This is a genomic window from Nocardia farcinica (genome assembly GCF_029867845.1).
Classification (GTDB): domain Bacteria; phylum Actinomycetota; class Actinomycetes; order Mycobacteriales; family Mycobacteriaceae; genus Nocardia; species Nocardia farcinica_A.
In genome coordinates, this window is sequence record NZ_JARWRU010000602.1 from 1 (window position 1) to 3409 (window position 3409).

Genomic DNA, 3409 nt, shown 5'->3' on the forward strand with positions numbered 1-3409 from the left:
TACGGAGCATCTGGCCGGCCCGGCCCGGTTGGCCCCGGCCGGCCCACGCTGTCATGGTTCGTCGATTCGATACGGCCGTCACCTCGCTTTCGTCTCGGCTCCGGTTTCCGTGACCCCCGTGCCGGGGGCTCCGGCTCGGCCCGGAGGGCTGCGCTGCTTGGGCGGCGCGGGCTCGGCGGTTCGGCCGAGCAGTTCAGCCGGCGCCGGGAAGCGCGCGGGGTCGGTCGACGGAGGCGAGGTGGGCACCGAACACCCGCACCGAAGCGGGGTCCGAACCACCAGCATAGCCTCCTCGACCTCGGCGACCAGTCGCTCGAAGTCGGGATCGAGCAGCACCAGCCGGGCGGTGGGCCACCGAGTCGAGGAATCCAGGGCTACCCCGTGGGGTCGGATACGTCGGTTTCGGATACCCGCCGCGTGGCGCGGCCGTGGTCGCGGAACGGATCGGTACGCATCGGCATGGTGGGCACCCCTCCTCGCTCGATCTCACGTACTTCACTTGAGCTAATCTATGCCAAGCGGCATAGATTTTTTCTACCACCGTTATACGCGATCCCGCAAGGACTCGTCGACTCGCGACCATCACAATGGATGCGCATCGATACAGGGACTTCCGAGGAGTGCCCCATGCCCGACCCCCAGCACAGCGCCGACAACGCCGGTGTGACGACACCCGAGGCGGGGCGGCCGGTCTATGCGATCTCCGTGGCCGCCGAACTGTGCGGCCTCGGAGTACAGACCCTGCGCCTGTACGAGGCGCGCGGGCTCATCCGGCCGGCGCGCAGCGCGGGCGGCACCCGCTGTTACAGCGCCGCGGACGTGGCCCGCCTGCACCGCATCACCACCCTCACCCAGCAGGGCATGAACCTGACCGCGATCGCGCGCATCCTCGAACTCGAGGACGCCAACGCCGACCTGACGGCGCGCTGCGACCGACTCCAGGCCCGCCTGGACAGTGTCGCCGCCGAGCGGCCCGCGGTGACGGACTCCGCTACATGAGGCAGAGCGGGCGGATGTCGCTCGCGCCGCCCGGGGTGGGCGAGGTGAGCAGCAGACAGGGGTTGTAACCGCGTTCGGCAACCACCGAGCGGATCTCCTGCCACCGCGCCGCGTCGACCGCGGGCGAGCGTGACAGCACGAAGCCGGAGAAACGGATCGGATCGCCGACCAGAGCCCAGGAATAATCCTCCGCCAGGTGAGTGACGATGTAATTCGGCGGACCGTCCGGGGAATCCTGGAAAGGCACGCCGGGGAAACTCACGTGCAACTGCGCGTTGGTCGCCGGGTCGAGCACCCTGGCGTTGCCGACGATGCCGTTGCGCCCGCCGGTCCACGTGGTGCAGCCGTTCTCGACACGAATGTTCGCCGGGTCGATCAGCTGATAGTCGGCCCTGGTGTCGCGGGCGCAATCGAGGTTGAACGGCTGTGGGACGGCGGCCACCTGCCACCATTCGCCCAGGTAGCGCTGAATGTCGAGACTCGGGACCGGCGCGAGCGGCTGCCACTGCGCGCCCGCGGGGGCCGCGACGGCGACCGCCGTGGCGGCGGCGGCGAGTGAGGCGGCCAGGCCTGCGATCACCCGCCCGGTCCCGCGGAATTTCCTTGCGTATCCACCGAACAACGAGCTCATCCGTGGCTCCTCGCGAATCGTTTCGGTTCCTGCCGCGAAAACTGCTCTTCGGCCGGTCGGCGCCGGCGCGGGACACATCGCGGGAAATGCTACGCGCTCGTGCCGGGAATCGCGGGCGCATGCCGGGACGGCACACCGGATGTTCGGGCGCGATCGCGTGGGTACACAGGGGGCACAGCCGCCGCGGACACGGTCCACCCGGTTCGCGGCAAACGACCGGCACACAGAGAGCGGGGAGCGGATATGCGGTGCGTCGTCTTCGGAGCCACCGGCTACATCGGCGGCAGGCTGGTGCCGGAACTGGTGCGGGCCGGTCACGAGGTGCGGGTGGTGGCCCGCACACCGGAGAAGCTGACCGAGGCCCCGTGGGTGGACCGGGTGGAGGTGGTTCGCGGCGATGTGACCGACGCGGAGCAGGTGCGCGCCGCCGTCGCCGGTCAGGAGGTGATCTACTACCTCGTCCACTCGCTGACCGAGCACGACTTCACCGACATCGATCAGCGCGCCGCACGCGTCGTCGCCGACGCCGCTGTCGACGCCGGGGTGCGGCGCATCGTCTACCTGGGCGGGATCGTGCCTCGCCAGACGCCGTTGTCGCGGCATCTGGCGTCGCGGGCGGAGGTCGGCGAGATCTTCCGGGAATCGGGGGTGCCGACAGCGGAGCTGCGCGCGGCGGTCATCATCGGCTCCGGCTCGGCCAGCTTCGAGATGCTGCGCTATCTGTCCGAGCGGCTGCCCGCGATGATCACCCCGCGCTGGGTGCACAACCGCATCCAGCCCATCGCCGTGCGCGACGTCCTGTACTACCTCGTGCACGCCGCCGAACTGCCCGAGCACGTGAACCGCGCTTTCGACATCGGCGGCCCCGACGTGCTCACCTATTTGTCGATGATGCGCAAGTTCGCGACGGTGGCGGGCCTGCCCCGGCGGTTCGTGCTGCCGGTGCCGATGCTCACACCGTGGCTGTCGGCGCAGTGGGTGAACGTGGTCACCCCGGTGCCGAGGGCGCTGGCGGTGCCGTTGATCGAATCGCTCGTGCACGAGGTGGTGTGCGGCGACCGCGACATCAACGCCTACATTCCCGAACCGGAGGGCGGCGCGACCCGCTTCGAGACCGCCGTCGAACTCGCGCTGACCCGCATCCGCAATGCCGACGTGCCGACCCGCTGGTCGGACGCGAGCATCGCGGGCGCCCCCTCCGACCCGTTGCCCAGCGACCCGGAGTGGTCCGGCGGCTCGCTCTACGAGGACGTCCGTGAGCGCCGCACCTCGGCGAGCCCGGAAACCCTCTGGGCGGTGATCGAATCCATCGGCGGGGAGAACGGCTGGTACTCCTTCCCGCTGGCGTGGTCGTTCCGTGGCTGGATCGACCGGGTGTCCGGCGGGGTCGGCCTGCGCCGCGGCCGCAAGCATCCGCACCGGTTGCACGCGGGCGAGGCGCTGGACTGGTGGCGGGTCGAGCACATCGACCGCCCGCGCCTGCTGCGGCTGCGCGCCGAGATGCGGGTACCGGGGCCTGCCTGGCTGGAGCTGGGGGTCGAGCCCGAGCCCGACGGCGGATCGCGGTACTGGCAGCGGGCGATCTTCCAGCCGCACGGCCTGGCCGGGCATCTGTACTGGAAGGCGATCACCCCGTTCCACGGCATCGTCTTCGGCGGCATGGTCCGCAACATCATCGGCACCGCCGAGTGCGGCGACCCCGGGGGCCCGGGGGGGGGCGGCGCCACGCGCCGGCCGGGGGCCGGGCGGCGCGCCGGGGTGAACCCCCCCCCCGCCGGG

At 70.9% G+C, this 3409-nt stretch carries 3 protein-coding genes; 2 read left to right on the forward strand and 1 reads right to left on the reverse strand.

Going from position 1 to position 3409, the window contains the following annotated elements; all coding sequences use genetic code 11:
- The first annotated feature begins 627 nt into the window (after window positions 1–627).
- On the forward strand, window positions 628–999 hold the full coding sequence (locus tag QH283_RS13230; RefSeq protein WP_280503300.1) for a MerR family transcriptional regulator: 372 nt from the start codon (window positions 628–630) through the stop codon (window positions 997–999).
- On the opposite strand, the gene QH283_RS13235 is transcribed toward QH283_RS13230, so the two are convergent.
- Complete coding sequence (locus QH283_RS13235; RefSeq protein WP_280503301.1) at window positions 992–1630, reverse strand: lipocalin family protein; 639 nt, start codon at window positions 1628–1630, stop codon at window positions 992–994. The two genes, QH283_RS13230 and QH283_RS13235, sit on opposite strands and share 8 nt — an antisense overlap.
- 243 nt (window positions 1631–1873) lie before the next feature.
- Here QH283_RS13235 and QH283_RS13240 point away from each other — a divergent pair.
- A partial coding sequence (locus QH283_RS13240) for an SDR family oxidoreductase (RefSeq protein ID WP_280503302.1) occupies window positions 1874–3409 on the forward strand: 1536 nt, incomplete at its 3' end.